The 23,424-nt window shown below is 69.8% G+C and carries 23 protein-coding genes and 2 pseudogenes; 11 read left to right on the plus strand and 14 right to left on the minus strand.

The window, feature by feature from the left end; all coding sequences use genetic code 11:
- Positions 1-38 precede the first annotated feature (38 nt).
- A pseudogene (locus tag HFP48_RS22820) lies at positions 39-221 on the minus strand (nitrilotriacetate monooxygenase); the annotation flags it as partial.
- 171 nt (positions 222-392) lie between these two features.
- On the opposite strand from HFP48_RS22820, the gene HFP48_RS22825 reads away from it, so the two are divergent.
- Positions 393-1,520 carry a GAF domain-containing protein gene (locus tag HFP48_RS22825; protein WP_180986965.1) on the plus strand — a complete coding sequence of 376 codons (1,128 nt, stop codon included), beginning with the start codon at positions 393-395 and terminating at the stop codon, positions 1,518-1,520.
- Between the two features lie 84 nt (positions 1,521-1,604).
- On the opposite strand, the gene HFP48_RS22830 is transcribed toward HFP48_RS22825, so the two are convergent.
- The 8 genes from HFP48_RS22830 to HFP48_RS22865 all read right to left on the minus strand — a co-directional run bounded on the left by HFP48_RS22830 (position 1,605) and on the right by HFP48_RS22865 (position 9,858).
- Positions 1,605-1,886 carry a DUF3263 domain-containing protein gene (locus tag HFP48_RS22830; protein WP_006944226.1) on the minus strand — a complete coding sequence of 94 codons (282 nt, stop codon included), beginning with the start codon at positions 1,884-1,886 and terminating at the stop codon, positions 1,605-1,607.
- Between the two features lie 4 nt (positions 1,887-1,890).
- Positions 1,891-2,895: a lipoyl synthase gene (lipA, locus tag HFP48_RS22835; protein WP_044476367.1), complete on the minus strand. Its 1,005-nt coding sequence runs from the start codon at positions 2,893-2,895 to the stop codon at positions 1,891-1,893.
- A 74-nt stretch (positions 2,896-2,969) separates the two neighbouring features.
- On the minus strand, positions 2,970-4,370 hold the full coding sequence (gene lpdA, locus HFP48_RS22840) for a dihydrolipoyl dehydrogenase (protein WP_168580097.1): 1,401 nt from the start codon (positions 4,368-4,370) through the stop codon (positions 2,970-2,972).
- A gap of 10 nt (positions 4,371-4,380) precedes the next feature.
- Positions 4,381-5,931, minus strand: a complete 1,551-nt coding sequence (locus tag HFP48_RS22845; protein ID WP_102799502.1) for a 2-oxo acid dehydrogenase subunit E2 — start codon at positions 5,929-5,931, stop codon at positions 4,381-4,383.
- Between the two features lies 1 nt (position 5,932).
- Entirely contained in the window at positions 5,933-6,964 is a 1,032-nt protein-coding gene (locus HFP48_RS22850) for an alpha-ketoacid dehydrogenase subunit beta (RefSeq protein WP_006944221.1), read from the minus strand.
- Positions 6,965-6,978: 14 nt separating this feature from the next.
- Positions 6,979-7,944, minus strand: a complete 966-nt coding sequence (locus tag HFP48_RS22855) for a thiamine pyrophosphate-dependent dehydrogenase E1 component subunit alpha (protein WP_006944220.1) — start codon at positions 7,942-7,944, stop codon at positions 6,979-6,981.
- A 436-nt stretch (positions 7,945-8,380) separates the two neighbouring features.
- Positions 8,381-8,539, minus strand: a complete 159-nt coding sequence (locus HFP48_RS22860) for a hypothetical protein (protein ID WP_168580098.1) — start codon at positions 8,537-8,539, stop codon at positions 8,381-8,383.
- A gap of 425 nt (positions 8,540-8,964) precedes the next feature.
- Positions 8,965-9,858, minus strand: a complete 894-nt coding sequence (locus HFP48_RS22865) for an IclR family transcriptional regulator (RefSeq protein WP_168580099.1) — start codon at positions 9,856-9,858, stop codon at positions 8,965-8,967.
- A gap of 247 nt (positions 9,859-10,105) precedes the next feature.
- Between HFP48_RS22865 and HFP48_RS22870 the strand changes: the two genes are divergently transcribed.
- Together HFP48_RS22870 and HFP48_RS22875 are read left to right on the plus strand one after the other, a co-directional pair.
- Positions 10,106-11,005 carry a TIGR03619 family F420-dependent LLM class oxidoreductase gene (locus tag HFP48_RS22870; protein ID WP_168580100.1) on the plus strand — a complete coding sequence of 300 codons (900 nt, stop codon included), beginning with the start codon at positions 10,106-10,108 and terminating at the stop codon, positions 11,003-11,005.
- The gene (locus HFP48_RS22875) at positions 11,002-11,496 is read left to right on the plus strand and encodes a nuclear transport factor 2 family protein (RefSeq protein ID WP_050035890.1); all 495 of its coding nucleotides are present in this window, start codon (positions 11,002-11,004) and stop codon (positions 11,494-11,496) included. The genes HFP48_RS22870 and HFP48_RS22875 overlap by 4 nt, the downstream gene beginning before the upstream one ends.
- Positions 11,497-11,562: 66 nt before the next feature.
- Here the strand turns inward: HFP48_RS22875 and HFP48_RS22880 are convergent.
- Positions 11,563-13,185 (minus strand): annotated as a pseudogene (locus HFP48_RS22880) (acyl-CoA synthetase).
- Positions 13,186-13,470: 285 nt separating this feature from the next.
- Here HFP48_RS22880 and HFP48_RS22885 point away from each other — a divergent pair.
- From HFP48_RS22885 to HFP48_RS22910, 6 genes are all read left to right on the plus strand, one after another.
- Positions 13,471-14,409 (plus strand): 3-oxoacyl-ACP reductase, encoded by a 939-nt coding sequence (locus HFP48_RS22885; protein ID WP_006944199.1) that lies wholly within the window; start codon positions 13,471-13,473, stop codon positions 14,407-14,409.
- Positions 14,410-14,425: 16 nt separating this feature from the next.
- On the plus strand, positions 14,426-15,178 hold the full coding sequence (locus HFP48_RS22890) for an SDR family NAD(P)-dependent oxidoreductase (protein WP_006944197.1): 753 nt from the start codon (positions 14,426-14,428) through the stop codon (positions 15,176-15,178).
- 195 nt (positions 15,179-15,373) lie between these two features.
- Positions 15,374-16,513 carry a 12-oxophytodienoate reductase gene (locus tag HFP48_RS22895; RefSeq protein ID WP_168580101.1) on the plus strand — a complete coding sequence of 380 codons (1,140 nt, stop codon included), beginning with the start codon at positions 15,374-15,376 and terminating at the stop codon, positions 16,511-16,513.
- Positions 16,514-16,557: 44 nt separating this feature from the next.
- On the plus strand, positions 16,558-17,421 hold the full coding sequence (locus tag HFP48_RS22900; RefSeq protein WP_006931589.1) for an aldehyde dehydrogenase: 864 nt from the start codon (positions 16,558-16,560) through the stop codon (positions 17,419-17,421).
- Positions 17,418-17,882: a nuclear transport factor 2 family protein gene (locus HFP48_RS22905; RefSeq protein ID WP_168580102.1), complete on the plus strand. Its 465-nt coding sequence runs from the start codon at positions 17,418-17,420 to the stop codon at positions 17,880-17,882. The genes HFP48_RS22900 and HFP48_RS22905 overlap by 4 nt, the downstream gene beginning before the upstream one ends.
- Positions 17,883-17,895: 13 nt before the next feature.
- Positions 17,896-18,420 carry a nuclear transport factor 2 family protein gene (locus HFP48_RS22910; protein WP_006931593.1) on the plus strand — a complete coding sequence of 175 codons (525 nt, stop codon included), beginning with the start codon at positions 17,896-17,898 and terminating at the stop codon, positions 18,418-18,420.
- Between the two features lie 9 nt (positions 18,421-18,429).
- Here the strand turns inward: HFP48_RS22910 and HFP48_RS22915 are convergent, their stop codons facing one another.
- Positions 18,430-19,020 (minus strand): helix-turn-helix transcriptional regulator, encoded by a 591-nt coding sequence (locus tag HFP48_RS22915; RefSeq protein WP_044475628.1) that lies wholly within the window; start codon positions 19,018-19,020, stop codon positions 18,430-18,432.
- Between the two features lie 49 nt (positions 19,021-19,069).
- Between HFP48_RS22915 and HFP48_RS22920 the strand changes: the two genes are divergently transcribed.
- Complete coding sequence (locus HFP48_RS22920; protein ID WP_037201157.1) at positions 19,070-19,909, plus strand: class I SAM-dependent methyltransferase; 840 nt, start codon at positions 19,070-19,072, stop codon at positions 19,907-19,909.
- On the opposite strand, the gene HFP48_RS22925 is transcribed toward HFP48_RS22920, so the two are convergent.
- The 3 genes from HFP48_RS22925 to HFP48_RS22935 form a co-directional block, all read right to left on the minus strand.
- The gene (locus HFP48_RS22925) at positions 19,906-20,826 is read right to left on the minus strand and encodes a TIGR03619 family F420-dependent LLM class oxidoreductase (protein WP_102799493.1); all 921 of its coding nucleotides are present in this window, start codon (positions 20,824-20,826) and stop codon (positions 19,906-19,908) included. The two genes, HFP48_RS22920 and HFP48_RS22925, sit on opposite strands and share 4 nt — an antisense overlap.
- A gap of 30 nt (positions 20,827-20,856) precedes the next feature.
- Positions 20,857-21,678 (minus strand): SDR family NAD(P)-dependent oxidoreductase, encoded by an 822-nt coding sequence (locus tag HFP48_RS22930; protein WP_168580103.1) that lies wholly within the window; start codon positions 21,676-21,678, stop codon positions 20,857-20,859.
- Positions 21,679-21,766: 88 nt separating this feature from the next.
- A complete protein-coding gene (locus HFP48_RS22935; protein WP_168580104.1) occupies positions 21,767-22,684 on the minus strand; it encodes an NAD(P)-dependent oxidoreductase in 918 nt (305 codons plus the stop codon).
- Between the two features lie 95 nt (positions 22,685-22,779).
- Between HFP48_RS22935 and HFP48_RS22940 the strand changes: the two genes are divergently transcribed.
- Complete coding sequence (locus tag HFP48_RS22940; RefSeq protein ID WP_006931603.1) at positions 22,780-23,421, plus strand: ScbR family autoregulator-binding transcription factor; 642 nt, start codon at positions 22,780-22,782, stop codon at positions 23,419-23,421.
- Positions 23,422-23,424: the final 3 nt, after the last annotated feature.

A 23,424-nucleotide genomic window follows, 5' to 3' on the forward strand; every position in this document is an offset into this window, starting at 1 on the left:
CTGTCCACTACCCGAGCGGCGCCATCACCCGAGCGCCTTTACGCGAAGGACCACAGTCCCAGACTGTCGCGCAACGTGGTACCCGGGTACGTGGCGCGAAACAGGCTGCGGCGCTGCAGTTCCGGGACGACGAGGTCGACGAAGTCGTCCAGCGAATCCGGATACGCCGGACACATCAGGTTGAATCCGTCGCAGGCGCCGGCAACGAACCACTCCTCGACGAGTGCGTGAGATCGTCGACGACTTCCGCGTTCGTGATGGCCGCAGACGGCAGGGGCCATGGTGCGGCTCACACTCCTGACGGTAGGCTGAACGGTGTGAGTAGGGCCAGTTCGGCGCGCCAACGGTTGCTCGCTTTCGGTTCCGGTGAAGACTTGTCGCGACGCGCCCGATTGTTGAGCGACGTCCACGACGCGGTGATGTCCGGTCGGACGCCGCCGGTGCCTCCGCGTGACGTTGTCGCCCGGTCGTGGTCGCGTCTTCGGGCAGACGGTGTCAGTCCCGCCCGGTGTGAGGACGTCGTACTCGCGGACGTCTCCGAACTCGAAGCTCGCCGTGCACGAAGTGCCCTGACGTCGGTTCTGCCCGAGCTACGCGGCGCCTTGACCGAGGTGGCGAGCGACGCGAACTTCATCGTGGTCGTCGCCGACTCGGACGGGGTGGTGCTGTGGCGAGAGGGTGCACGCGACGTGCAGAGGGAAGCTGACGTCCTCGGATTCGTGGAAGGCGCCCGCTGGTCGGAGAAGTCGGTAGGCACCAATTCTGTCGGCACGTCGCTGGTCGAGGACGCTCCGGTACAGCTCTTCTCGGCCGAACACTATGCGCGGTCCCACTACGGCTGGTCGTGTACGGGGTCACCGGTCCACGATCCACGCTCCGGCGAGGTACTCGGCGTACTGGATCTCAGCGGGTCGGCGATGTCGGTGCATCCGGCCACCGTGGCCCTCGTGCAGACGGCTGTGCGGTTGGCTGAGTCGATGCTCTGGCGCGAGCATGCCGCCCACCTCGACAGGCTCCGTACTGACGCGGCGCCGGTGCTCGCAAGGACGTGCGGGCCTGCTGTCGTCGTGGACGGTCACGGCTGGGTCGTGGCAGCCAGCGGCATCGGCGTTCCCGAACGACTGGCATCACCGGAGGCCGACCGACCACTGCTCGTGCCCGGTCTCGGACTTTGCGTACCCGAACCGCTCGGTGACGCATGGTTGGTGCGCCGCCGCGCGGAACGGACGGCCATCGAACTCGAACTCGACCTGGGGGCGGCCCCTCGGGCGACGGTGCGGGGGGAGATGGAATGGACGCGTGCCCTGTCACCGCGGCACGCGCAGATTCTGAGGGTATTGGCACGTACCCGATCGGCCGGTATCGATGCCGCGTCGTTGAGCGAGGCCCTGTTCGGCGACCGGGACCACATCGTTGCCGTCCGCGCCGAGGTCTCCCGGCTGCGCAAGAGCCTCGGCCCTGTGCTGACGCCCCAGCCGTACCGGTTCGCGGACGGTGTCGAAGTCCGTGTGATCAGGTGACATTCCGCCTGCGAACATCTCGCTCCGAACCCCGCCGCCTCCGTGTCGACGAATCTGGGGGCACGCGTGCCCTGCTCCCGGGGCTCACACCGCGGCGGACCGGGATCCTCTCCGAACCTGGTCGCTCCGATTCGGCGCGGCGCGCGGCGCAGGGGTGCGCGCAGCGACGAAGTTGCGCAGGTCCGCACGTAGCCGGGGGTGCAGTCGTAAGGCGACAGGGCTGTCGAGGATCTCACCCAACCGGATCAGATAATCGGCTGGGGTCATACCGAATTCGACCAGAAGGTCGCCGGGACTTCCGCCCCCGTACGGCAGCCCGCGACGGGCGAATTCGATGATGCGGTTGTCTTCGATAGCGGAACTCATGTAGTCAATCTCCTGACGGGTGCGCTTCGGCGAGATGGCTGAGGGGAGCCGCGAGTTCACGGCGGTGGTGAGCCATGGCGTCGGCGTAGAGGCGGCCGGCGCGGTACGAGGAACGCACGAGCGGCCCCGCCAGGACGCCGGCGAAACCGACCTCCTCGGCGGCCTTCGAGTACTCGACGAATTCTTCCGGCTCGACCCACCGCTCTACCGGGTGGTGCCGCGGCGAGGGACGCAGATACTGGGTGATGGTGAGGATGTCGCAGCCGGCATCGTGCAGGTCGATCATCGCCTGCTGCACTTCCTGTGGGGTCTCCCCCATACCGAGGATCAGGTTCGACTTGGTGATCAGGCCGAAGTCGCGGGCCGCGGCGAGCACACCGAGCGAGCGTTCGTAGCGAAACGCGGGGCGGATCTGCTTGAAGATCCGCGGCACGGTCTCGAGGTTGTGGGCGAGCACCTCGGGCCGGGAGTCGAACACCTCGGCCAGCAGGTCGGGCCTTCCGCTGAAGTCGGGGACGAGATTCTCGACGCCGGTCCCGGGGTTGAGGGCGTGGATCTGTCGGACGGTTTCGGCGTAGAGCCAGGCGCCGCCGTCGGGCAGGTCGTCGCGGGCAACCCCGGTGATGGTGGAGTACCGAAGTCCCATCGCGTGCACGGACTCGGCGACGCGGCGGGGCTCGTCCCGGTCGAGGTCGGTGGGTTTGCCGGTGTCGATCTGGCAGAAGTCGCAGCGGCGCGTGCACTGCCGACCGCCGATCAGGAACGTGGCTTCGCGGTCTTCCCAGCATTCGAAGATGTTGGGGCAGCCGGCTTCCGCACACACCGTGTGCAGTCCTTCGCGTTCGACCAGGCTCTCGAGTTCGGCGTACGCAGGACTCGTCTTGACGCGGGTCTTGATCCAGTTCGGCTTGCGTTCGATGGGGGTTTGCGCATTGCGGACCTCCAGTCGAAGCAATCTGCGGCCCGACGGAACCGGCCCCTCGGGTGATGTTCCAGGTATGGGATTCACGTTTTGTTCGATTCCTGGGCGTGAGTTCCCGCCGAACCACGGTCCCACCCGGGTCCGCGGTTCGGCGGGACTTGCTACATGTTGATCGGACGGCCCAGTGCGGCCAGAACCGATTCGTGCATCGCCTCCGATAGTGTCGGGTGCGCGAAGACGACCTCGGCGAGATCGTCGGCGGTCGCCTCCAGGGATCGAGCGATGCCGAATCCCTGAATCTGCTCGGTGACATCCGGGCCGACCATGTGGGCACCGAGGAGTTCGCCGCTGTCGGCGTCGAAGATCGTCTTCACGAAGCCGTCGGCTTCGCCGATCGCGCGCGCCTTTCCGGACGCCTGCAGATCGAACTGCCCGATCTGCAGGCGACGGCCGGTCGCACGCGCTCGTTCTTCGGTGAGACCGAGGCTGGCGACCTGCGGCCTCGCGTAGGTACAGCCCGGAACGTAGTCGCGGTCCAACGGCCGGACGTGATCCGCACCGGCGAGCTTGTCCACACACAGCACGGCTTCGTGGCTGGCCTTGTGGGCGAGGCAGGGTGCGCCCGCCACGTCACCGATCGCGTACACGCCGAATGCGGTAGTGCGACACCACTGGTCGGTGGTGACGAATCCGCGATCGACTTCGACACCGAGTTCCTCGAGGCCGAGACCCTCGACGTTGCCCTGGATTCCGGCCGCAACGAGAACTCTGTCCACGGTCGCTTCATCGATCGTTCCGTCGGCCGACCGGACGGCCACGGTGACGGCATCCGTGCCGACCGTCAGTTCGGACACCGAGGCGCCGGTGTGAATCCCGATGCCTCGCTTCTCGAACTGCCGCCGTACATGGCCTGCGACGGCAGCATCCTCGACCGGCATGATCTGCGGGGCCAATTCGACGAGGGTGACGTCAGTCCCGAGATCGTTGTACAGACTCGCGAATTCGACGCCGATGGCACCGGATCCGATGACCAGCAATGACTTCGGCAGCTCCGACGGGACCAGAGCATCGAAGTATGTCCAGACCCGGTCGCCGTCAGGCACGACACCGGGAACCGAACGCGGCCGGGCTCCGGTGGCCAGGATGACGTGGTCGGCCCGATACTCGGACACCGACTCGTCCGCGGCCGTCACTGCGACGACTCCCTTGTCGAGCAGCCGCGCCGACCCCCGGACGACGTCGATGCCGTTCTTCTTCATCAGGTAGCCGATGCCGTCGGACAGTCGCCCCGACACCGACCGGCTGAACTCGACGAGGCGTGCCATGTCGAATTCCACACCACTCGCACTGAACCCGAGCGGCCGAAGGTTCGCCAGCGTGTGGGCGACATCGGCACCGTGCAGCAACGCTTTGGTAGGGATGCACCCCCAGTTCAGGCAGATCCCGCCGAGCCGGTCCCGCTCGACGACGGCGGTGCGCAGACCGTGCTGCGCGGCACGGATTGCGGCGACATAGCCACCCGGCCCGCTGCCGACGACGAGGACGTCGTATTTCTCTGTCATGGTGTACCTCTCAGACCAGCATCAGCGCGGGTGACTCGACGAAACGCCGGAGTTCTCGCAGGAAGGTCGCGCCGAGCGCGCCGTCGATCACCCGGTGGTCGCACGAGAGCGTGACGGTGAGCATCGTGCGCGCAACGACCTGACCGTCGACAACGACGGGACGCTCCTGTGCGGCACCGACCGCGAGGATGGCGCCCTGCGGTGGGTTGATGATCGCGTCGAATTCCCGCACACCGAACATGCCGAGATTGGACACCGTGAAGGTGCCGCCCTGGAACTCGTCGACCGCCAGTTTCCCGGTCTTGGCCTTGGTCACCAGTGACTGCACCTCCCCGGAAATCTCGGCGAGAGTCTTGCCGTCGGCGCCGCGCACGATCGGGGTGATCAGACCCGACGGCAGTGCGACAGCCACCGAGATGTCGGCACTTGCATAGCGCAGCACCGACTGTGTCGCCTCGTCGAACTGAACGTTGACATCGGGCACCTTCCGCAGCGCCGCGGCACACGCCTTGACGACGAAATCGTTGACCGACAGCTTGACGGCCGGAACGGTTGCATTGATCTTTGCCCGCAAGGCCAGAAGATCGTCGATCTGCAGGTCCGCGGTGAGCCGGAAGTGCGGGGCGCTGCGTTTCGACTCCTGCAACCGCTGCCCGATCGCCTTGCGCATCGCGGTGAACGGAATCGTCTCGAACTCCGCCTCCGCGACGGGTTCGGGCGCTGCGACGACTTCCGGTTGCAGCCGGAACCGGCACTCGGCCTCGCGGACGTCGGCCTCACACACCCGGCCGCGTGACCCGGTGGCCCGGCAGTCGTGCAGGTTGATCCCGAGGGATGCGGCCAGACGTCGGGCCACGGGGGTGGCCGGGACGGTGCTGTCGTCCTCGAAGGAACGTCCCGGTATACCTGACCGCGTCGGCGACGGCGGTTGTGCGACGGTTCCACCGGCCGCCCGGATCGTGTCGTGGATGTCGGCAACGGAGATCCGGCCGTCCCGGCCGGTCCCCGTCACACGGGCCAGGTCGATCGACAACTCGTCCGCCAAGCGGTGGGCGTGCGGGGTCGCGAACACGTCACCGTTCGTCCGTCCTCGCAGGGCATCGGGAACGATCGTCGCACCGGGCCGCTGACGGGACCCGGTGGTCGCCCCGGTCACCGGTACCGATTCGTGGGCCGCCGGCGCCGGCGGGCTGCTCTCGAGATCCGGCTGCGCGGGGGCGGGCTGTCCGGCCGGTGAGCGCCCGGACTCGGCCGGGGTCGGCACCTGATCCGCCCCGATGCCGGCGAGGAATTCCTCGATTTCGGCGTCGGAGACTGCAGCCTCGGCCGACACCGCCAGCACCGCACCGACCGGCAACGTCTCCCCCGGCTTGGCGACGACCCGTCGGAGCACCCCGTCGAACGGCGCCTCCAACTGGTTGGCGATCTTGCTGGTCTCGATCTCGCAGATCAGGTCGCCCTTCGAAAAGGACGCTCCCTCCTCGACCAGCCACTCCGCCACGGTGCCTTCCTCCATGGACAGGCCCCACTTCGGAACTTCGATCAATTTGATCTCACTCATGTCAGGCACTCACAACCTTGCGGACGGCGGCCTCGATCCGAGCCGCGTTCGGCAGCCACGCCTGCTCGAGGACCGGGGAGAACGGCACCGGAGTGTGTGGCGGGGTGACCAGTTCGATCGGCGCCTTCAGTGACCCGAAAGCACGCGTCGCGATCAGCGCGGCGACGTCGTGACCGAACCCGCAGCGCGCCGCGGACTCGTCGGCGATCACTACCCGGCCGGTGGACGCCACGGATTCGAGGATGCCCTCCTCGTCGAGCGGCGACACCGTGCGGGGGTCGACGACCTCGACGGAGATCCCCTCGGCGGCCAGCTTGTCCGCGGCGGCGTTGGCGGCGTTCACCATCGCCGACAGCGCGATGATCGTGACGTCCGTGCCTTCACGGGTGTAGTTGGCGACACCGAACGGGATCGTGTACGGCTCGTCCGGAACCTCGCCCTTAACGTCGTAGAGTGTCTTGTGTTCGCAGAACACGACCGGATCGTCGTCGCGAATCGACTGGATCAGCAGGCCTTTGGCGTCGTAGGCGTTCGACGGGGCGACGACCTTGAGGCCGGGAACGGCGGCGAACACGTTGTACGGTGACTGCGAGTGCTGAGCGGCGGCGGAGAATCCGGCGCCGATCATGCCCCGCACCACCAGCGGGGTACGGGCCTTGCCGCCGAACATGTACCGGAACTTCGCCGCCTGGTTGTAGAGCGCGTCGTAGCAGACTCCGAAGAAGTCCATGAACATCAACTCGGCCACCGGCCGCAGCCCGGTCAGAGCAGCGCCGGCTGCCATGCCGATGATCGCGGACTCGGTGATCGGGGTGTCGATGACACGGTCGGAACCGAACTCGGTCCACAGACCCTTCGTCACCCCCAGCACACCGCCGAACGCCTCCACCTTCCCGGACTCGAGTTCCGGATTGGTGCCGGCGTGACCACCGCGCAGGTCCTCACCGATCTGCACGACCGTCGCGTCCCGCTGCATCTCCTGTGCGAGTGCGGCCTTGATCGCTTCGCGATATGTCGTCTTCGACGTGGTCATTTTCGTTCTCTCTCTCAGTACGACACGTAGACGTCGGTCAGCAGGTTCGTCAGCGGCGGGTACTCGGCAGCTCGCGCCTTCGTGACGGCGACGTCGACCCGTTCACGAGCCTCGGCGTCGATCGCATCGAGTTCCTTCGCGGTGACCTTCTTGCCGTCGACCTTCGCGCGGAACTTCACCAGCGGATCCTGGGTCCTGCGGAGTTCGGCGACCTGGTCCGCGGTGCGGTACAGCTGGGCGTCGCCCTCGAAGTGGCCGTGCCAGCGGTGTGCCACCGCCTCGATGGTGGAGGGACCGCCTCCCCTGCGGGCTCGTTCGACCGCCTCGCGCGCTGCCTCGTGGACCTCGAAGAAGTCGGTACCGTCGACGGTGGTGGCGGGCATCCCGAACGACGCGGCCCGCCCAGCGATACTCGGTGTGCCGACCGCGTAGTCGCGGCCGGTGGCCTCACCGAATCCGTTGTTCTCGATGACGAAGACGATCGGCAACTCGAGCACGACCGCCATGTTCATGGCCTCGAACACGGTGCCCTGATTGGATCCGCCGTCGCCGGTGAACGAGGCCGCGACACCGCCGTTCCCCAGGGTCTTGGCGCTCAGCGCAGCGCCGATCGCCAGCGACGGGGCACCGCCGACGATCGCGTTCGCGCCGAGCATGCCGACCGACAGGTCGGCGATGTGCATCGATCCGCCCTTGCCGTGGCACAATCCGTCGTTCTTGCCGAAGATTTCGGCCATCATCCCGTCGAGGTCACACCCCTTGGCAATGCAGTGGCCGTGCCCGCGGTGGGTGGAGCCGATGTAGTCGGTGTCGTTCAGGTTCTCGCACACACCGACTGCGATCGCTTCCTGCCCCGAGTACAGGTGGATGAACCCCGGGATGTCGCCGGTCGCGTTCTCCTCGTGCAACCGGTCCTCGAATTCGCGGATCTCCGACATCTTCCGATACGCGCTCAGTAATGCACTCTTGTTCAGCGCCATTGCTCTCCTCTACTTTCTGTCTGAGGGCCGGCCGCACAGGTTCAGGCCCCGAGCGTGACGAGACTTCGGGACGGTTCTCGTCTCACGCCGTGTAACCCAGGCCACGAATGTAGGGAGAGGGGGCGAGCCCACTCAACGTTGCAGCGGATTGCAGCCCGGACCCCGCACGAGCACTCGCGGTGGCAGCCGGGCCGAGCGCCGCACGGAACGCGCGCGAGCTGGGTACCGCGCGCCCGAGAAGCAGGCACGGACTGGCGCCGCGCGAGGAGAGCATCCGACATCCGCTCGGCGCGGGGGTTGCTCCGGGTACTCCCGTCGGCACTTCATGCGCCCTGATCCGGCGGTGTCGGTAGTAAACCGGTGAAGACCGCTGTGTGCCTGGTGAATTCAGTGGTCGGTGGTCACACCTCCTCCACCCCGCGGATGGCAGCCGCCGTCACGAAGGCCACTTGGCTGGAATCCAGGTCGTTGCGCAGATCCTGATGTGTCCCAGCCGGGCCATCCGCTCGAACACCGGTGCAGCGGCGGCAGTGAAGTCGTCGAGCACGGCGGCCATGCGCCTGTGGTGCTCGGCCGACACGGCCTCGGCGATCACATCCTCGGTCGGGTCGACCGCCTGCCCGCCATGCCCTCGTTGTCCCGCTGTTGCACGGGAACATCGTTGGTCACCACGAGCGCCTCGGAGGGCTCGGTTGCGACCGATCGGATGCGGTGCGGAACTGAGGCGTCGAACCAGCAGGTGTCACCGATCCGCGGCAATGACACGCCCGTCCGAAACCGAATTCGAGTGCACCGGCACGGACAGAAGTCGACTGGGAGTGCCGCGGACCGCGGCATACCGTATCGGCTGTTCCGCCGGCGGCTGCAGCCGATCCTCGACATGTTGGGCGCCGGATCACGCGCGCCGACGGTCTGGGTGCAGTCCGCCGGGGGCGGCGCAGGACGCGCCGACGAACCGCTGTCGGCGGGGCCCAGGCCGCGGTCTCGATCAGAGCTGGTGACCGCTGGCGCCGCTGGTCGCTAGAGCCACTGCCCGCTCTGGACCGACAGCAACCGGTCCATCGCGTCCGGGGACCACGTGCTCTCGGGCGGTTCGGGCGCCCTGCGGCCCCGGCGCGGGGCGCCGAGTTCCGGGTAGAGGCTGCGGGAGACCTCCCGGGCGGCATCCACCACGAGGGGCGCGACCCGCTCGAGCTGCGCGGTGCGGGCGTCGCCACACAGCGAGATCGCGGCGACCGGACCGTCGTGCCCGCGCACCGCGACGGCGACGCAGGCAACGCCGCGTACGGACTCGCTGCGCTCGAACGACAGACCGCGCCGCTGCCGGATCCGGCTGAGTTCCTGGTGCAGGGTCGCAAGGTCACCGATGGTGTGCTCGGTGCGGCGGGCCAGGCGCCGCTCGTACAGGTCGTCCACGCGTTCGGGCTCGAGCCACGCGAGCATCGCCTTGCCGCCGGCAGTGGTGTACGCCGGTGCCCGGCCGCCGACCCGCGAGGGCAGCGCCGCGGCGAAGCGGCCGCCGACCTTGTCGAGGTAGACGCTCTCGGCGCCGTCGAGGACGGCGAGGTGGACCACCATGCCGGTCTGCATGTGCAGCTCGTGCAGGAGCGGCGCCGCCGACGCCCGGATCTCCCCGTGGCCGCCGTCCCCGCCGCCGAGGCCGAGCGCCCGCCGGCCGAGGCAGTAGCCGAAGGATGCGTGATCGACCCAGTTCAGCTTCACGAGCTGATCGAGGATGCGGTGCACGGTCGAGCGGGGCAGCCGGGTGCGGCAGGCCACCTCCTCCAGCGTCAGCCGCGAGGACCGGCCCTCGAACGCGTCGAGGATGAGTGTTATCCGTTCGACCATCGACGGCGGCACGTCGCGCCGCGGGGCGGAGGTAGCTGTCGGTTCCGTTGCTTCGACGACTGCCATCTGCGGCCTCCCGATACATCTGCTCCCGGGGTGGGAGCGGGAAAACTGAAATGAATTCTGAAAGTGTATCAGCTCACTCTCACCACCAGTAGTGATCGGCGGCGCGAATCTCCCGCCTGCGACCCTGACGCGCCTCGCGTCCACGATCGACCCGGATCCCGCTCATCGGAACGTCGACCGCGACGGAGCGATGCCGTCCGGTACAACGGACCGACACCCTCCCAGTCCCGGCAGCGGAGAGGCTCTCATGCGCATCGGAATCGTCAGCCCCGTCGTGGTCCAGCACCCCGGCGTGCACTCACCGTGGGAACGCGCCGCCGGCGTCGACGACCTCGTCCGGGTGGCCCGGACCGCCGACCGGCTCGGCTTCCACCATCTGACCTGCAGTGAGCACGTCGCCGTGCCGGTGGACATTGCGGACACCCGCGGAGGCACCTACTGGGACCCGCTCGCCACCCTGAGCTATCTCGCCGCCCGGACGCACCGCATCCGGCTCGCCACCCAGGTGCTCGTCCTGGGTTACCACCACCCGCTCGCGATCGCCAAACGCTACGGCACCCTCGACGTCCTCAGCGGCGGCCGGCTGACGCTCGGCCTCGGGGTGGGCAGCCTGCGCGAGGAGTTCGACCTCCTCGGCGCCCCGTTCGACGACCGGGGCGCCCGCGCCGACGACGCCCTGGCCGCGTTGCGCGCCGCGTTGTCCCGACGCCTGCCGGAGTACCACGGGTCCTATTACGAATTCCAGAACCTGCTCGTGGAGCCGCACGCCGTCCAACCCCGCGTCCCGCTGTGGATCGGGGGCCGCACGCTGCGCTCGCTGCGCCGCGCCGTCTCCCACGGCGACGGCTGGGTGCCGTTCGGTCTGCCCCTGCCCGACCTGACCGCGATGCTGGGCCGGGTGGACCTCCCGGCGGGCTTCGACGTCGTCCTCGACACCGGGGCGCCCGTCGACCCGCTGGGCGCGCGCGAGCGCACCGTCCGGTCCCTGGAACGCCGTCGCGAGGCCGGCGCCACCGTCGTGGGGGCGACCGTCGCCGCGACCGGCGTCGAACACTACTGCGAACAACTCGAGTGCCTGCGGGCACTCGGCACCGACCTGGGGCTGGACTTCGCCCCGGCCGAACCGTCCGAACAGGAGACCCGATGACCGACACCGCAGCGACCGACACCGCACAGCTCGTCCAGTCCCTCCTCGCCCGCGTCCAGCTCCTCGAGGACAAGATCGCCGTCCAGGAGATCGTCACCGCCTACGGCCCGGCCGTCGATGCCGGTGACGCCGACGCGGTGGGCGAATTGTGGACCGAGGACGCCGTCTACGACGTCGACATGCGCACCATGAACGGCCGCAGGGAGATCATGGAGATGGTGCGCACGCGGCCGCACCAGGACTACATCCACGAAGGATGCGGACACCTCCTCGACCCTGTGCACATCCGGGTCGAGGGTGACACGGCCGTGGCCACCTGCCATTCGCAGCTGCTGCGTCACGACGAGAACGGCTTCCGCGTCTGGCGCGTAACGGCCAACCGCTTCGAACTCGTCAAGAACGACGGTCGGTGGCGGATCCGCAAGCGCACCGCACGGGTCCTCGACGGCCGCGACGAAGCGCGCGAGCTGCTCGCCCGAGCCGGCCGCTGACGTGCCCCGAAGACCGGGAACGGCCGGCCCCGGATGTGGGGCCGGCCGCTTCCGTGTCCGACGGCGTCAGGCGTCGACGGTCGCGTTCTCGAGCGTCGCCTTGGCCCACCGATAGTCCGCCTTCCCCGCCGGTGAGCGCATCACCTCGGGAACCGGCACGATCGTCTTCGGGATCTTGTACCCGGCAATCAGGGTCCGGCAGTGATCGGCCAGTTCCGTGACCGAGGGCGCTTCCACACCGGGACGGAACTGGACGGCCACCGAGACCCGTTCTCCCAGTAGCGGATCCGGAACTCCAGCCACCACCGCATCGAGGACGGCTGGATGGCTCTAGACGGCCTCCTCGACCTCCTCCGCGTAGACCTTCTCGCCGCCGGTGTTGATGCACGCCGAGCCGCGGCCGAGTACCACGATCGAGCCGTCCGGCTCCACGGTGGCCAGGTCGCCGAGCAGGCACATGCGCACGCCGTCGCGCTCGGGGAACGTCGCCGCGGACTTGTCCGGGTCGTTGTAGTAGCCGAGGGGAACGTGGCCGATGCGCGCGAGGTAGCCGATGGTCTCCGAGCCGGGCTCGACCTCGGCCAGATCCGTATCGACCACCCGTAGCGTCGGCGACGGGGAGATCCGGGCACGGCCGTCCGAACCGACGTCGAGGGTGCCGGTCGCGCCTGCCTCCGACGAGCCGAACGAGTTGCGCAGGTAGACGTTCGGCAGCAGCTCCGCCAGTTGCGCGCGCACACTCGCCGACCACAGCGCCCCGCCGGAACCGATGACCAGCAGCGAACTCAGGTCGAACTCCTTGCCGCGTGCGGCCACCGCGTCGGCCAGCGGCCGGCTGATGGCGTCGCCGACCACCATCACGATCGCGATCCGGTGCCGTTCGATCAGGCGTAGCGCCTCCACCGGCTCGAACGACCGCATCAGCACCTGCTTCGCACCCGTGAACAACCCCATCAGCACCGAATACATCGCAGCCCCGTGCATGAGCGGTGCCGTGACGAGATAGGACATCGGGTGCTCGTTTGCCGCGGCGGCCGCGGCGAGATCGGCAGGGCTGCGGTGCGGTTCGCCGTACGGGTTGCCGCCGGCCAGCGCCGCGAAGTAGAAGTCCTCGTGCCGCCACATCACACCCTTGGGCATGCCCGTCGTGCCGCCGGTGTAGAGGATGTACCGGTCGTCGCCGCTGCGCTCACCGAAATCCCTCTCCGCCGAGGCGCTCTCCGCCGCCTCCGCATACCGCACCACGGTCGCACCCGCACCTGCCGCAGCCTGTTCGAGCGCCGCCGTCTCCGCGCTTCCGACGACGACGATGTGCCGCAGCCGTGAGGTGTGCGGCACGGCCTGCGCCGCGACGTCGGCGAACTCGTCGTCGAGCACGAGTGCCACGAGGTCCGCATCGGTGTAGAGGTGCACGAGCTCGGCACCCACGTAGCGGAAGTTGATGTTCACGGGTACTGCGCGAATCTTCAAACAGCCCAACATGACCTCGAGGAATTCGAGGCTGTTGCGCATGTGCAGGCCCACATGATCACCTGCGGTCACTCCGACGGCCGCGAGGTAATGCGCGACCCGGTTGGCGCGGGCGTCGAACTCGGCGTACGTCCGGGACTCGTCCCCGCAGCTCAGGGCCGTCCGGTCGGGTATCGCATCGACGACGGCCTCGGTGAGGTCGGCCAGGTTCAGAGACATCGCGGGTCCTTCCGGAGTTCGTGGGTGGGCGAGGACGCGCACGCCCACACGATCGTCGCGTGTGTGCCGCGGATCACAGCAGATTCAGTAGAACATATTCCTATTCCTGGATCAACGGCCGGATAGCGACGAACGAGGAGCCAGGCCACCAGCCTGGCTGCAGGATTCGAGGACCGCCTCCCACCCGAGGGACCGCGGTCCGAGAACACCCTTGTGCAAGCAATAGAATGAATACTAGTTTTCAGTCATCGTTCTGCATACCCGCACGGACACAAGGAGCCCACCATGACCCAGAACCTGACCCTCGACGGCCGCGCCGCCGTCGTCACCGGAGCAGGCGCCGGCCTCGGCCGTGCCGAAGCCCTCGCCCTCGCCGACGCCGGGGCCGCCGTCGTCGTCAACGACATGGGTGCCGCCGCCCACGACGTCGTCGACGAGATCCGCGCCGTCGGAGGCCGCGCCGTCGCCGTCACCGGCGACGTCTCGGACTGGGCACTCGGCGAGGAACTCGTCCGCACCGCGGTCACCGAGTTCGGCTCGATGGACATCCTGGTCAACAACGCCGGCATCCTGCGCGACAAGATGATCTTCAACCTGTCCGAGTCGGACTGGGACGACGTGATCCGGGTACACCTCAAGGGCCACGCTGCGACGTCGCGCGCCGCGGCCGTGCACTGGCGGCAGGCTTCGAAGGACGCAAACGGCCCGGTCTACGGCCGCGTCATCAACACCTCCTCCGAGGCGTTCCTGTTCGGCTCGGCCGGGCAGCCCAACTACTCGGCCGCCAAGGCCGGCATCACGGCCCTGACCCTCTCGACCGCCCAGGGCCTGTCGCGGTACGGGGTGCGAGCCAATGCCATCTGCCCCCGCGCCCGCACGGCCATGACGGCGGACGCGTTCGGCGAGAACAACACCGGTGCGTCGGGCCTGGACCCGCTCGCGCCCGAGCGAGTGGCCACCCTGGTCCGGTACCTCGCCTCCCCCGCCTCCGACGAGGTCAACGGCCAGGTCTTCGTCGTGTACGGCAAGATGGTCGCGCTCATGGAAGCACCCAAGGTCGAGCACCGTTTCGACGCCGCCGGTTCCGCGTTCACCGTCGAGGAACTCGGCGGACAGCTGTCGTCCTACTTCTCCGGTCGCGGACCGTACGAGACGTACTCGGCCTACAGTGTGGCCGAACTGGAGAAGGTCGCGCTGGCCACCGGTGAGACCGTCGGCGCCTGAGCGGAAGGACACGGTCGTGAAACTGAGCGGAAAAACCGCCGTCGTGACCGGCGGCGCGGGCGGGATCGGGCGCGCCGTCACCCGGGTGTTCGTCCGCGAGGGCGCGCGCGTGCTGTTCGTCGACGTCGACGACGACCGCGGCCACGCCCTCGAGACCGAACTCGTCGACTCCGGCGGCGAGGCGAAGTTCCTGCAGGCCGACATCTCCCGGCGCGAGAGCGCGGAGCGGATCCGGGACGCCGCCGTGGCGGCGTTCGGAGGCATCCACGTCCTGGTCAACAACGCGCACGCGTCCCGCCAGGCCCCGCTGCTCGAGCACACCGCGGAGATGTTCGACCTGTCGTTCGGCACGGGCTTCTACCCCACCGTGCACCTCATGCAGGCCTGCCACCCGCAGTTGAAGCAGGCCCGCGGGTCCGTCGTCAACTTCGGCTCCGGATCCGCCCTCGACGGCATGCCGACGCAGACGTCGTACGCGGCGGCGAAGGAGGCGATCCGGGCGGTGAGCCGCGTGGCCGCGAACGAGTGGGCGGCCGACGGCATCCGCGTCAACGTCGTGTGCCCGTTCGCCGCCACGGAAGGTGTGCTCGCCTGGCAGCAGGCGTTCCCCGACCGGGCGGCCGCCGCGGCGGCGAAGGTGCCCTTGCAGCGGATCGGCGATCCCGAGACGGACATCGCCCCGGTGGTCGTGTTCCTCGCGTCCGACGATTCGAGGTACATGACGGGCCAGACGCTGATGGCCGACGGCGGCAGCATCAAGTTGCGCTGACGCGGCCGGGGACGCCGGCCCGTTCCTCGATCGCACTGAGTGGGACACCGGGTCGCCGCCGGCCGGACCGCATGGGAATGTGAGCCGCACGGGCCCGCCGGCCGGTGTCGTACCCGGCCGGCGGGCCACTTCCAGACCGTCCCGCCGAGAGGCGGGAGATTCCATACCGTCCTGCCGAGAGAGGTTTTCGACCGCATGGCTTCCTCCTCCCCGCTGTTCCGCCCGCTCCGCGTGCGTTCGCTCGAACTGGCGAACCGCATCGTCATGTCACCCATGACGCGGTCGTACTCGATCGACGGCGTGCCGGGCGACGATGTCGCCGCCTACTACCGCCGGCGGGCCGAGGGCGGGACCGGCCTGATCGTCACCGAGGGGGTGGCCGTCGATCATCCGACGGCCGTGGACAATCCGCGGGTACCCCGCATGCACGGCGCGGCTGCGCTGGCGGGCTGGCGCCGGGTCGTGGACGAGGTGCACGCAGCCGGCGGGCGGATCGTCCCGCAGTTGTGGCACGTCGGGCCGCTGTGGGGTGCGATGAGCGCCGTGGACCCCGCACTGAAGCCCATGCGCCCCTCGGGCAGCTGGGGCACCCCGGGGGTCACCTCGTATTCCGCCGAGTACGTCGCGCGGGCGTCGCGCCCGACGGAGGCGATGACCGAGCAGGACATCGCCGACGTGATCTCCGCCTATGCGCGCGCGGCGGCCGCCGCGGCGGAGGTCGGCTTCGACGGGATCGCGCTGCACGGCGGGCACGGCTACCTGCTGGACTCGTTCCTGTGGGAGGGCACCAACACCCGCACCGACGCCTGGGGCGGCGACCTCGAGCGCCGCACCCGGTTTCCCGCTGCGGTGGTCGAGGCCGTGCGCGCCGAGATCGGCGACGACCTGCCCATCGTGTTCCGTTTCTCGCAGCACAAGCAGCAGAACTACACCGCCCGCATCGCCGAGACGCCCGACGAGCTGAAGGTGATCCTCGGTGCTCTCGTCGAGGCCGGGGTCGACATCCTCGATGCGAGCATCCGGCGCTTCGACACGCCCGCCTTCGAGGGCAGCGACCTCTCGCTCGCCGGCTGGGCGAAGCAGCTGACCGGGGTCACGACGATGGCCGTCGGCAGCGTCGGCATCGGCAAGTCGCTGCGGGAGAGCCGGATCAGCGGCTCGGCACCGGTCGACGACAACATCCCCGAGCTCGAACGGCGTCTCGGCAGCGGGGAGTTCGACCTGATCGCCGTCGGCCGGCTGCACCTGGCCGATCCGGCGCTGGCGACCACCCTGCGCGCCGGGGGACCGCTGCCCGCATTCGACCGCGAGATCCACGAAGCGTCGCTGACCTAGCGCCCGGCACGGGCGGGTACGCGGCGGTGACGACAGGAGGCCCCATGGAATCCTCGTTCCCCGAGCAGCTTTCCGCTGTACTCGATCGGCAGCGCCGTGCGCCCGCGACCGCGCCGGCCACCGATCCCGCGCACCGCGTCCGGACCGTCCGCGCGATGATCGACGTGCTCGTGCGGCACCACAAGCCGCTGACCGAGGCGGTCCACGCGGACTTCGACGGTGTGCTGCCGTCGCACGTGGTCATGGACGACATCGTCACCTCCCTGACGGCGCTGCACCGCGTCCGGGAGTCCCTGGAAGGCTGGGGCACCGCCGCCCGTCCCACCTACCGGATCCCCGGACCGTCCGGAGCGCTGTGGCACTGCGGCCCCCACCACGACGCCGGGACGGTGGCCATCCTCGGAACCCGCACCGCTCCCCTGTTCTCGCTGCTGGGGCCGTGGGTCAGCGCGGTCGGCACCGGGCACCGTGCCGTCCTGATGCCGGCGCAGGGCCTGCCGCGCACCGTGCGTGTCCTCTCCGAGGCCGCCGAGGCCATGCTCGACCCCACGGACATCGCGGTGATGATCGGCGTCGGCGAACACGACGATGCGATCACCGCCGACCGGTTCGACCACGTGGTGATCACCGGCGAGCGCGCACCCGCCGGCGCCGGGACGGCGACCGTGCTGCGTCCCGGCGCCGCGCGATCGGTGACACCGCACCGCCGCACGTTCGCCGACGCCCTCGCCGCGACGTATGCCGCGCTGCTCCCCGCCGTCACCGAGAACGCCGGCCTGGTCGTGACCGTCACCGACCATCCGGGCACCTGCCCCGTCCTGCGCTTCACCCGCCCCGGCGCGGCGCCGTCCGGTCAGCGGGACGAGGGACGCGCGCCGGCCGGCGGGCGATGGAGAATGCCGGCATGAGCAGCCCCGTCGAGGACCGCCTCGCCCTCGCGGACGTCGTCGCACGGTATGCCCGCGCCGTCGACCGGCGCGATCCGGCCGTGCTGCGCTCGCTGTTCGCCGACGACGCCGAGTTCGTGCAGCCGCCGGGACTGGTCCGTCGCGGGCACGACCCGGTGCTCACCGGAGCAGGGCCGATCGCCGAGGGGGTGCTCGCCGCGGTCGCGCACCTGCACTCCACCCGGCACGTCCTCGGCCAGCATGCGATCGACTTCGACGGCGACCGGGCCCGGGGCGAGCTGTATTGCGAGGCGCACCACGTGTACCCGAGCGGCGACGGATACCGGGACTACACGGTGTCCGTCCGCTACCGGGACGAGTACCGCCGCGTGCCGGACGGGTGGCGCATCGCGCGCCGGGAACTGGTCGTCGACCTCACCGCCGACCGCGAGGTGCGGCTGCACCGATCCGCTACCGAGTGAAGGGAAAGCCCTTGTGACGCATACGGAACCGGCCCTGACGCTGACCGCCGCGGAACAACTGCTGGCCGTCGAGGAGATCAAGCGGCTCTTCGCCGCGCGGCTTCGCGTGATGGACACCAAGCAATGGGACCTGTATCCCACGCTGCACACCGAGGACGTCGTGAGCGAGACGTGGGGCGGCCTGCCCGAGGACACCCAGCCGCGGACCGGTGATCGCGCCAACCGGGTGGTGGGCCGGGAACCGCTGCGGCGCGCGATCGAGAACCTGCTCGACGGAGGCACGCCGGTCACCAGCGCGCACCACGGTCACACACCCGAGATCACGCTCACCTCCGACACCACGGCCACCGGGATCTGGGCGATGGAGGACCAACTGTGGTGGACGAACGGAGCGGTCGAGGAGCACCTGCACGGCTGGGGCCACTACCACGAGGAGTACCGGAGGGTCGACGGCGTGTGGCTGATCAGCTACCGCGCGCTCACCCGGCTGCGGCAGGTGCACACGCCCGGGTTCTTCGACTTTCTGAAACCGCTGTAGCCGCCGGCGTCACGGCCGCGACGTGCCGTGCTCACCGTGGAGGTGGGCACGCTCTCCGTCGTGGTCGAAGATCGTGAGAATCTCCACCGGACCGTCGTGGGCACCGATCACGTGCGGGACCATCGTCGAGAACGCGGCGGCCTCGCCGGTCCGCACGAGCACGGTCCGCTCGCCCAGCTGCAATCGGGCCGTGCCGGAGAGCACGGTGAACCACTCCCGGCCCGGATGCACCTTCGCCGCACCGGTTCCGGTGGACCGGTCGGGGGTGATACGCATCTTCGCCACCGTCACGCCGTGCAGGGCACGTTCCCGGGACAGCAGCCACGTGGTCACCCCGGGCATGTGCTCGGGCTGCGGCCGGATCACCACGTCCTCGTCCTCGGCGGATTCGACGAGCTGATCGAGCGTGGTGCCCAGGGCCCGGGCAATCGGCACCAGTTGATCCAGAGCGATCCGGCGGTTGCCGGTCTCGATGCGGCTCAGCGTCGACGGGCTGAGCCGGCAGCGGGCCGCCAGCGAATCGAGCGACCAGCCACGGGCCAGTCGCAGGCCGCGGATGCGTCGGCGGATCACGGCGTCCAGATCGAGATCTTGCGTCATACGCAAGATGGTATGCCCTTCACGCATCGAAGTCGCTACCGTGGCAGCCATGACGCACGATCATCAGCCCCCCGGCAGCCGGCACGCACACCACGACCCCGGGCTGGCGGAACTACTGGACCTGGACGCGGAGGTACTGGGCTCGTACCTGGACGAGGTGACCGCGTGGGCCGAGCAGCACGCCCCGCAGGGGCCGCGCACGATCGTCGACGTCGGCGCCGGAACGGGCACGGGCAGCCTGGCGCTCGGGCGCCGCTTCCCCGCCGCCGAGATCGTCGCGGTCGACAGGTCGGCGTCGATGCTTGCACGCGTCCGCGCCGCCGCGGCCGAGCACGGCACGGCCGAGCGGCTCCGGGTCGTGCTCGCCGACCTGGATGCCGCCTGGCCCTCGATCGGTACGGTCGATGTCGCGTGGGCGGCCTCGTCGCTGCACGAGGTCGCCGACCCGGACAGGGTGCTGCGCGACCTCCACGCCGCACTGAATCCCGGTGGCCTGCTGGTGGTCGTCGAGATGGACGAGTTGCCCCGGTTCCTGCCCGACGACGTCGGGCGGGGCAGGCCGGGCCTGGAGCGGCGCTGCCACGAGGCCCTGGCGCGCGCGGGCTGGAACGCGCACCCGGACTGGCGGACCCACCTGGAGCGGGCCGGTTTCGAGGTCACCGCCCAGCGCAGCTTCACCGTGGCGGCGGCGCCGGCACCACCGAGCGCGGCCCGCTACGCACACGCCTACCTGTCCCGCATCCGCGCCGCGCTCGACGGCCGGCTGGCCACCGACGATCTCGAGACCCTCGACGCCCTGCTGGCGCCCGACAGCCCCGACGGTCTGCTGCACCGCGGCGACCTGACGGTCCGTGGCAGCCGCACCGCGTGGGCGGCCCGCCGCCGCTAGAGGGCCGCCTCCCGCAGCACCGTGACGAGCGTCGCGAGCCGGTCCGCGGCCCGGTCCGGATCGGGATGCACCAGGGTCAGCGGCACCATCACGTCGGTGACACCCACGGCGAGAAGCTCCTTCACCGCCTGCGCCGTCGCGGGCACGGCGATCTCGCCGGCCGAGTCGTGGACCACCTGCAGCCGTCCGCGGATCTGCAGGACGTCGGGATCGCGGCCGTCCCGCTCGAGCGCGCCGCGGAGCAGATCGCGGCCCCGGCGCAGCTCGTCCGGGCCGGCACCCATGATGGGAATCCACCCGTCGCCCCACCGGGCGAGCCGGCGGATCACCGGCTTCGACAACGACCCCGAGACCCAGACCGGGATGCGACGGCCGCCGGGACGCGGCGCACAGTACACGTCGGTGAACGCCACGCTCGGGCGCTGCACCGAGGCCGGGGCGTGCTCCCACAGCGCCCGGCAGGCGGCGAGCGTGTCGTCGAGCAGCGGGCCACGATCGGCGAAGCTCAGTCCCGCGGCCTCGTATTCCTTCTCCTGCCAGCCTGTTCCGACCCCGAGGTCGAGCCGCCCACCCGACATGTGGTCCAGGGTGGCCGCGGTCTTGGCGAGCACGGCGGCGCCCCGCAGCGCCGCGATGATCACGCCGGTGCCGAGGCGAATCGTGCGGGTCCGGCCGGCGATCACCGCGAGCACGGTCATGGGTTCGAGCCACATCGCATCGGGTTCGGTGGCGAACGGTCCCCACGCGTAACCGGAGGTGTCGGCTCCCATCACGACATGGTCGGTGACGTTCACGCGGTCCACGCCGCATTCCTCGGCCCGGACCGCGACGTCCACGAGGTGGGCGAAGTTGTCGCGGGCCAGCACGTCGCCGAAATTGGGGAGATTGACGCTCAGCGTCGGGGGGAGGAAGTTCACGCGAAAACCCTTCGGGTGTAGAGGATCCGGTCAGGGCGCTAGGGGACGATTGGTCCACGACCCGTCGGCGCGCGGGAACCAGCCGCCGGCCGCGTAGCTGCCACCGTCGACGTGAACGGTGGACCCCGTGACGTAGCGGGAGAGGTCGGAGGCGAGGAACAGGGCCGGTCCGGCGACGTCCTCGGGGCGGCCCGGGCCGCCCAGCGGCGCCCACCCCGGCCAGCGGTGCCGGTCCGCCTCCGGCACGAGCCGCTCGTACGGCACCTGCGGCGTCGCGATCAGGTCGGGCGCGATCGCGTTCACCCGGATGCCGTGCCGGCCGACCTCGACGGCGAGACTGCGGGTGAAGTGCCGCAGCCCGGCCTTGTACGTGCCGTACACGACGTGCCCGGGAATGCCGCGGTGCGCCTCGACCGTGGTGACGTTGACGACGGAGCCGCCCCGGCCGCGGTCGATCATGCCCGGAAGGACGGCGCGGGTCATCCGCAGGGCGTGGTCGAGATTGGCGCGGGACAGGGCCTCCCATTCGGATTCGTCGGCCTCCGCGAAGGGCGTCGACGGGCGGAGGAAGTCACCGACGTTGTTGACGAGTACGTCCGGGGCATGGCTCGCGGCCTCCGTCGCGACGGCCGGGTCCGCGGCGTCGCCGACGATCGGCACCACGCCGGGAATTCCGGCGGCCAGCCGCTCGGCCGCCCCACGATCGGTGTCGACGAGGACGACGCGGGCACCGTGCTCGGCGAACAGCCGGACGACGGCCGCGCCGATGCCGTTCGCCCCTCCGGTGACGATCGCCGTTCTTCCGGACAGCAAGGGATGCGACGTACTACTCGAAGCCGGAACGGTGGTCACCGTCGCGACGGTAGCTGCCGCGCCCCGAGGCGCCCCGGTCGTTCCCGGTGGCCGGGAACGACACCGAGCCCGCGCGCGGGGAGGGCCCCTACGGACCGAAGGCAGAGGGCGGCACTCGCAGCCCGGTCTCCCGCCAGATGCGCGCCGCGTCGTAGTAGTGGTCGTGGCCGGCGAGATCTATGTGCCGCTCGGTCAGTCCCCGCTCCGGCGCGACGGCCACGGCCTCGTCGTACCCGAGACTGGTGCGGGGCAGGTCGAATCCGGCGTCGCGGGCGAAGGCCGACGCGAGGGCCCGCACACTCACCGGATCCGGGTGGGCGGCGTGCAGGACATCGCCGCCGGGTCCGGGGTGGGTGCCGCGGACCGCGAGCGCCGCGATCAGGCGGCCGAGATCGCCGACCGAGATCACCGACAGCAGGGGGCGGCCGTCCTCGACCCAGGCGCCGAGGCGAGTGAGGATCTGCGCGATGCCGGGCACGAACCAGCGGTCTCCGGGCCCGTAGACGAAGGCGGCCCGCACCACGGTGCCGCCGTAATCACGCACGGCCAGTTCGGCCGCGAGCCGGCTCTCGCTGAGCACCGAGACCGGATTCGGCACGACGGCATCCTCGTCCACACCGCGGTGCGGGCCGGGACCGTAGACCCCGATCGTGCTGACGTAGATCACGTGCGGCCGGTGCTGCCGGGCCGCCGCGGCCAGGAGGTTCCCGGTCCCGGCACGGTTCACCGCGTCGCACGTCTGCGGGTCCGATCCGGTGTAGGAGGCGGCGTGCACGATCACGTCGGCGGCGGCGACCACGGCGTCCAGGGACGACGGTTCGGTCAGGTCCGCCGCGGCCGTCCGCGTCGCGGCGGGGGGCAGCTCGTCCGGCCGTCGCGCGACGGCCGTGCAGGGCACGCCGGACGCCGTGAGCGCCGCGAGCACGGCGCCCCCGACGAAGCCGGTGGCGCCGATCAGCGCGATTCGCAGGGGTTGCGACGAACCTTCGTCGCGGCGGCGGTCCATTACTGTGGGTACCATTCGGCCGGGTGGGGGAAACCCGATGGGGTTCGTCACGATGCACCTCGTCGGAACACAGGGTGGGAACGGAGTGAGGACGGATGGCTCAGCAAGCGCGGGCGGTGGCGACCAGGCAGCAGATCGTTCTCGGCGCGGCCGAGAACTTCGAACGGTCGGGCTACGAGGGTGCGAGCCTCGGCGCGATCGTCGAGAGCTCGGGCATCACCAAGGGTGCCCTCTACTTCCACTTCCGGTCGAAGGACGAACTCGCCCAAGTCGTCATCGAGGAGCAGCATCGCATCTCGATCGCCGCGGTCGAGGCCATCGCGGGCCTCGACATTTCCGCACTCGAGCAGATCGTGATGCTCTCGCACGAGATGGCGCGGCAGATGATCGACGAGCCGATCGTGCGGGCCGGCATCCGCCTGACGCTCGAACTCAGCGCCACCGACGGTCCCACCGGCCCGTACCTGGACTGGATCGCCGCCTGCGAGAAGCTCACCGAGCAGGCGATCGCCCAGGGCGACATCCTCGACACGATCGACGCGGCCATGCTGGCCCGGTTCGTGATCTCCGCCTACAACGGCGTCCAGCTCGTGTCCAACGTCCTCACCCACCGGCAGGATCTCGAACAGCGCCTCGACGAGATGTGGATCCTGTTGCTGCCCGCCGTAATGCCCGCAGACCGCCACGGTGAGATCCCGCGGATCCGTCGGGCCCGCTGGACGCCGCCCGCCGACTGAACG

It is taken from the genome of Rhodococcus sp. DMU1, from assembly GCF_012272955.1.
Classification (GTDB): domain Bacteria; phylum Actinomycetota; class Actinomycetes; order Mycobacteriales; family Mycobacteriaceae; genus Rhodococcus; species Rhodococcus aetherivorans.